The 6,007-nt window shown below is 67.9% G+C and carries 6 protein-coding genes and 1 pseudogene; 5 read left to right on the top strand and 2 right to left on the bottom strand.

The genetic code is table 11. From position 1 onward, the window contains the following. On the bottom strand, positions 1 to 917 hold a 917-nt coding region (locus ACIQ2E_RS11715; RefSeq protein WP_398330623.1), incomplete at its 3' end, for a Ppx/GppA phosphatase family protein. A gap of 91 nt (positions 918 to 1,008) precedes the next feature. Between ACIQ2E_RS11715 and ACIQ2E_RS11710 the strand changes: the two genes are divergently transcribed. Then, on the top strand, positions 1,009 to 1,899 hold the full coding sequence (locus ACIQ2E_RS11710) for a 4-hydroxybenzoate polyprenyltransferase (protein ID WP_398330620.1): 891 nt from the start codon (positions 1,009 to 1,011) through the stop codon (positions 1,897 to 1,899). Next, on the top strand, positions 1,896 to 2,792 hold the full coding sequence (locus ACIQ2E_RS11705; RefSeq protein ID WP_398330617.1) for an LD-carboxypeptidase: 897 nt from the start codon (positions 1,896 to 1,898) through the stop codon (positions 2,790 to 2,792). The genes ACIQ2E_RS11710 and ACIQ2E_RS11705 overlap by 4 nt, the downstream gene beginning before the upstream one ends. On the opposite strand, the gene ispD is transcribed toward ACIQ2E_RS11705, so the two are convergent. After that, complete coding sequence (gene ispD / locus ACIQ2E_RS11700) at positions 2,783 to 3,466, bottom strand: 2-C-methyl-D-erythritol 4-phosphate cytidylyltransferase (RefSeq protein ID WP_398330614.1); 684 nt, start codon at positions 3,464 to 3,466, stop codon at positions 2,783 to 2,785. The genes ACIQ2E_RS11705 and ispD overlap by 10 nt on opposite strands. A gap of 61 nt (positions 3,467 to 3,527) precedes the next feature. On the opposite strand from ispD, the gene ACIQ2E_RS11695 reads away from it, so the two are divergent. The 3 genes and pseudogenes from ACIQ2E_RS11695 to ACIQ2E_RS11685 form a co-directional block, all read left to right on the top strand. Then, positions 3,528 to 4,364 carry a glycosyltransferase family 9 protein gene (locus ACIQ2E_RS11695; RefSeq protein ID WP_398330612.1) on the top strand — a complete coding sequence of 279 codons (837 nt, stop codon included), beginning with the start codon at positions 3,528 to 3,530 and terminating at the stop codon, positions 4,362 to 4,364. After that, a pseudogene (locus ACIQ2E_RS11690) lies at positions 4,361 to 5,436 on the top strand (potassium channel family protein). Before ACIQ2E_RS11695 ends, ACIQ2E_RS11690 begins: the two are co-directional and overlap by 4 nt. Before the next feature lie 54 nt (positions 5,437 to 5,490). Beyond that, positions 5,491 to 6,007: SDR family NAD(P)-dependent oxidoreductase (locus ACIQ2E_RS11685; protein ID WP_398330609.1), on the top strand; the 517-nt coding region annotated here is incomplete at its 3' end.

Here is a 6,007-nt window from a genome sequence, read left to right as displayed (position 1 = left end):
TCGGCGCCGAGCATGTCCATCGCCGTCTGCAGGATCAGTGCCCCGGGCACGATGATCTCGGCGCGGCGCTCATTCAGCGCCGGCAGCGCGCGGCGCTGAGCCGGCGTGAGCACCAGCAGCCGTTCCACCAGTTGGTCGAGCCGCTGCCGGCTCACCCGGTATCCCTGCATGCGCAGAGGCGGCCGTGGATCGTCCGCAGCGGCCAGGGCAGCGATGGCCATGGCGGTGCCGCTCGTGGCCACCATCACAGGCTGCTCTCCGGCCTGGAGCTGCTGACGCACCTGCAGCACCGCCGGCTCCAGCGAACCCTGGATAAAAGCCCGCAGGAACTCCACCCGCTTGGCAGGAAGCGGCTCCTCCCGGACGAAATCCCGCTGCAGGCGTACAGCTCCCACGCGGGTGCTGGTGAGCGCGCGGGCATCACGACCATCGGCCAGCACCAACTCGGTGGAGCCACCACCGATGTCGAGGATCAGATGGGGCTGATCGCCGAAGGCCATGCCGGAGAGCACCCCCAGGTAGATCAGCCGGGCCTCCTCCGGTCCACTCACCAGATCCACCTCCAGGCCAAGTTGCTCCTGGATGGATTGCAGAAAATCACGGCCGTTAGGGGCCTCGCGCACGGCACTGGTAGCCGCCGTCACCACGTCGCCAGGATCCACACCATGGCTGGCCGCCAGTTCGCGGCAGTGGCGCAGGGTTGTGAAGGCCCGTTCAATCGCATCCGGGGAGAGCTCACCGGTTTCCGGGTCGCGCTCCCCCAGGCGGGTGGTGGCTTTCTCCGTGAGGATCACCGAGAAGGTGCGCAGCTCGGTGTCCACCGCTGCCACCAAGAGGTGAATCGAATTGGTGCCGATATCAATCCCCGCCACGGGGCGAATGGAGCTCCCGAGGGAGCGGCTGGGTGCCTCGCTCACGCGGCCATCGCCTCTCGCGCTGCGCCACTTTCGCACTGTTGCTCACCGCCACGGCAGCCCTAGGGTTTGCGCCACGTTGTTTCCTGGCTGCTTGGCACCGCTGCAGACCTGGTTGGCGCTGCTGCGCTGGGATAAACCAAGCGGCCGTTTGATCCTGCTGATCCCGGCGGGATGGACCCTGTGGTTGTTGCCCCAGGCGCCGCCGCCGGCGGTGCTGGTGGGCTGGATCGTGCTCGGTGGGCTGGCCGTGAGCGGCGCGGGCTGCGTGGCCAACGACCTCTGGGATCGGCGCATCGATCCGCAGGTGGAACGCACCCGCGAACGCCCCCTGGCCAGTGGACGCATCAGCGTTGGCGCCGCGGTGGTTCTGCTCGTGCTTTGTCTGCTGGCGGCCCTGGCGGTGGTGCTGTGGGGTTTGCCGGCATCCAGCCGCGGCCTTTGCCTGGGGCTGGCGGTCGCGGCTCTCCCTCCAGTGCTGCTCTACCCCTCCGCCAAGCGTTGGTGTGGCTACCCGCAGGCGGTGCTCGCCCTCTGCTGGGGTTTTGCCGTGCTGATTCCCTGGGCGGCGGCTCAGGGCACCCTGCAGGGGGGGTGGCCGCTGGCCGCCGTGTGGCTGGCCACCTGTTTATGGACCTTCGGTTTCGACACCGTGTACGCGATGGCCGACCGCGACGATGACGCGCGGGTGGGGGTGCGCAGCTCAGCCCTGAGTCTGGGGGAGCAGGCCCCCGTGGTGGTGGGCTGCTGCTACGGAGCAGCGGCTGTGCTGCTGGCTTGGGCCGCAGCGCAGCAAGGAGCGAATGGGGCGTTCTGGCTGATCTGGCTGGTGGCTGCAGGCGGGTGGTTACGCGAAGCGCAGCTGCTGCAACGCCCGGCATTACCCCGCTCCGCCTTTGGCCTGCACTTCCGCCATCAGGTGCTGCTCGGGGCCCTGGTGCTGCTGGCTCTGGTGGTGGGACGCAGCGGAGGGCTACCGGCATGAACGCCTGGCCTGCACCGCTGCGTCGCGGTGATCGCGTGCAGCTCGCGGCAGCCAGTTCCGCACTTCAGGCTGATGCTCTTGAACGCCTGCAGGGCGGCATCGCCGTGTTGGAAGCCTGGGGGCTGCAGGTGGATCCCCACCCGGAACCACTGCGCCAGTGTGGCTATCTGGCCGGCACCGATGAGCAGCGCCTGGCCGATCTCAAGAGCCCAGCGCCCCTTGTGGCTTGCCTCCGGGGCGGCTGGGGCTCCGCCAGGCTGCTGGAGCAGCCAGAGCCGTTTCAAGGCGCCCATCCCAGCCAATGGCTGCTGGGCTTCTCCGATGTGACCTCCCTGCTCTGGAGCCGACAGGCCGCGGGCATCCCCGGGGGCATCCATGGACCGATGCTCACCAGCCTGGCCGGCGAACCGGCCTGGAGCCAGGAGCGCCTGCGCCAGCTGCTGTTCGGTGAGCCCCTGGCTGCCCTACCGGGCACCACCTGGCAGGGGGGCGTGGCGGAGGGCCGTTTGTTAGTGGGCAACCTCACCGTGGCCACCCATCTCCTGGGAACCCCGCACCTCCCCGACCTACGTGGAGCGGTGCTGGTGCTGGAAGACGTAGGCGAAGCCCCCTACCGGCTCGATCGGATGCTCACCCACTGGCGACTATGCGGCGCGCTGCAGCAGCTGGCGGGCATCGGCTTCGGCCGCTTCAGCGGCTGCGATGACGATGACGAGCCCGCCGCTCCAGAACCAGGTTGGCGATCCGTGCTGCAGGAGCGCACCGCGGATCTTGGAATTCCAGTGATTGCCGACCTACCGGTGGGCCATGAACCGGGTAACGCCGCCCTGGCCATCGGCCAGCCGGTGCGGTTGGACGCCAACCAAGGTGAGCTGTTGGTGCTTCAGGCCTGACGCGCCGCCAACACGGCCTCGGCGATGGTGAGATCGAAGGGAGTGGTGATCTTGATGTTCGCCGGCGACGACTCCATCACCGACACCGCCCAACCGAGCCGCTCAAACAGCGAGGCGTCATCGGTGACGCTCCAGCCCTCGGCGCGTGCCCGCGCGTGCGCCTCTCGCAATTGCTCCACCGGAAAGCCCTGCGGGGTCTGAGCGCCCCAGAGATGGGAGCGATCGGGGGTGTCTTGAATCACCCCCTTGGCATCCACCCGCTTGATCGTGTCGGTGACGGGCGCGGCAGCGATCACGGCCGCACCAGCCTCCACCGCAGCTGCGCACCGATCAATCAAGCCCGGCTCCACCAGGCAACGGGCACCGTCGTGAATCAGCACGCTGCTAGCGCCGGCGGGCAGTGCCGCGAGGCCGTTACACACCGAATCCTGGCGGGTGTCTCCCCCCTGAATCCACTCCACCGGTTTGTGGGGCTGGGCAGCCTCCAGAAGCGCCAGGATGTCGGCCTGATCCACCGGTTGGCCCACGATGCCGATCCAGCGGATCGATGCCGAGGCCAGAGCCGCATCCAGCGTCCAAGCCAGCACCGGCCGGCCGGCCACCTCCAGCAGCAGCTTGTTGCGTTCAGCCCCCATGCGGCGACCGCTGCCGGCACAGGCGATTAGCAAATGCATGGCGGCTCCTGGGCTGAGTAATCCCACCTACATACAATCAGTCGACGCTCCGCCTGCGGCCATGCGCGTTCTGTTTTTGGTTCCAGGCGGCGTTGAAGCTCAGCTCCACTGCCTGCCAGCGGCAGCGCAGGTTGCTGAAGCGCTCGAAGCCCAGATTCAGGTGGCCTGTGCGCCATCGGCCGCCACGGCCTGGACCCTGCTGCCGGCGCTGGAGAAGCTGATCCCCTTCGACTTCAACAGCAACCTCACCCTGGCGGACTGGGCCAACCTGCTGGGCAACGTGCGCGAGCCCGATTTCCAGGCCTGCATCAGCCTGGCCAGCGGCCGCCAGGTGGATCTGATGCTTTCGATGAGCCACATCCCAACACGGGTGGCCGCCGGTGGGTTTTCAGCCACCAACACCGTGGCCAGAGGCAGCGGCTGGCCCGCCGAAGCCATGGCGGCCTACCTCAAGCCTTTGGGCCTGATGCTGCAGGCCGACTCCTTCCGCCTGGCGCTGCCCAAGCCGGCTCTTGAACAAGCAACATCAGAGCTGCCAGCTGGGCAAGGCCCGGCCCTGTTGCTGGCACCCGCAGGCGACGCAGGCGATTGGCCCAGCAGCCGCTGGCAGCAGCTGCTGGATCAAGTGCGCAGCAAGCTCCCCGACCTGCGCGTGGTGCAAGCGAGCAGCAAAGCCAAGCTGCTGGAGCGTGCCGCCCAGGTGGCCAGCTGCGATGTCGTGCTCAGCAGCGATCCGATTACCACCGAGCTGGCGCTGCTGGCGGGAATGCCGCTAGTGGCCCTAGGTCGCAGCACCGCAAGCCTGCCCAACCGCCAGGGTGTTCAAGCTGTTGGGCAAGCCGGCCACTTGGACCAACTGGAGCCCGCCGCGGTGCTCACAGCCCTCGGCCTGGGATGAAACGCCAACGCCGGCCCAGTCGACACCGGCGAGGGCTGCGCGGATCACTGGCGCGACAACCCTGGGCAGGACCGTTGGTGGCCCTGGCCCTGGTGGTGAATGGCGGCGCCCTCGGCTACCGGATCGCCGAAGGCTGGGACTGGGGCGACTGCTACTGGATGGTGCTGATCACCCTCAGCACCCTCGGCTTCAGCGATGAGCACACACCGCTGATCCACACCGGCGGCCGGATCGTCACGGCCCTGCTGCTGGTGGGCGGATTGGTGGTAGTGCAGCAGACTTCCGGCGGCTGCGCGAACGGCGCTACCGCCAACAGCTCAAGCGCACGATGAATCAGCACGTGATCCTCTGCGGCTACGGCCGGATCGGACGGGAGATCGCCGAACAACTCAGCGGCGAGGGGGTGCCACTGCTGGTGGTGGAAAACGACAGCGCTCGCATCAGCGAAGCCCAGGAACGCGGCTTCACAGTGCTGCAGGGGGATGCCACCCTCGACGAAACCCTTGAGGAGGCCGGCATTCACCAATGCCGCGCCTTGGTGGCAGCCCTACCCAGCAACGCGGCCAACCTCTATGTGGTGCTGAGTGCACGAGGCCTGGCCCCCCTGGCCCGCTTGATCGCACGGGCCGATAGCGAGGAAGCCGAAGGCAAGCTGCGCCTGGCGGGTGCCGATCAGGTGGTGAGCCCCTATGTGGCCGGCGGCCGCACGATGGCCGCCACCGCCCTGCGGCCTCTGGCCGTGACGTTCATGGAACTGCTGGCCGGCAGCGACTGTGAAGTGGAGGAATTCCATCTCAGCGACGACCCCAACCACCTCGGTGATCTCAATGGCGCCAGCCTTGCGGAGCTGCAACTGGGCCGCCGTAGTGGCGCCCTGGTGCTGGCGATCCGCAATCCCCAGGCCAGTCAGATCAGCAGTGGGGCGCCCGAAGCACTGCTGGCCAATCCCGGCGGCAGTGTGCGTTTGGCCCCGGGACAACTGTTGGTGGTGATGGGCAGCAAACAGCAGCTGCAGCGCTTCGGCGATCTGCTTGGCAGCGCCCTGGCCGGCGTGGAAAGCATGCCGGCCTGAAGCCCAGCCAGGGTGCAGATCTACGCTCGCTCGACCCGAGCCGTATCACGAGCCATGGCAGATGCCACCCCCCTCACTGGCCAGGTTGCCCTGGTAACCGGCGCCAGCCGCGGCATCGGTGCTGCCATTGCCAAAGACCTTGCTGCTGCGGGCGCCACGGTGGTGGTGAACTACGCCAGCTCACCGGATGCGGCTGAGGCGGTGGTGGCGGAGATCACGGCTGCCGGCGGCAAGGCCTGGGCACAGCAGGCCAACGTGGCCGATGAGGAACAGGTGGAAAGCCTGGTGAAAGCGGTGCTGGAGAAGGAAGGGCGCCTGGATGTGCTGGTGAACAACGCCGGCATTACCCGCGACGGCCTGCTGATGCGCATGAAGAGCGCCGACTGGCAGAGCGTGATCGACCTCAATCTCACCGGCGTCTTCCTCTGCACCCGGGCGGTGAGCCGCTCGATGCTCAAGGCCCGCAGCGGCCGGATCATCAACATCACCTCGGTGGTAGGCCTGATGGGCAACCCGGGCCAGGCCAACTACAGCGCCGCCAAGGCCGGTGTGATCGGCCTGACCCGCAGCA

The organism is Vulcanococcus sp., assembly GCF_044369115.1.
Lineage (GTDB): Bacteria > Cyanobacteriota > Cyanobacteriia > PCC-6307 > Cyanobiaceae > Vulcanococcus.
Note: the sequence above shows the minus strand (reverse complement) of the source record. Positions and strands in the feature narration are given on the sequence as shown.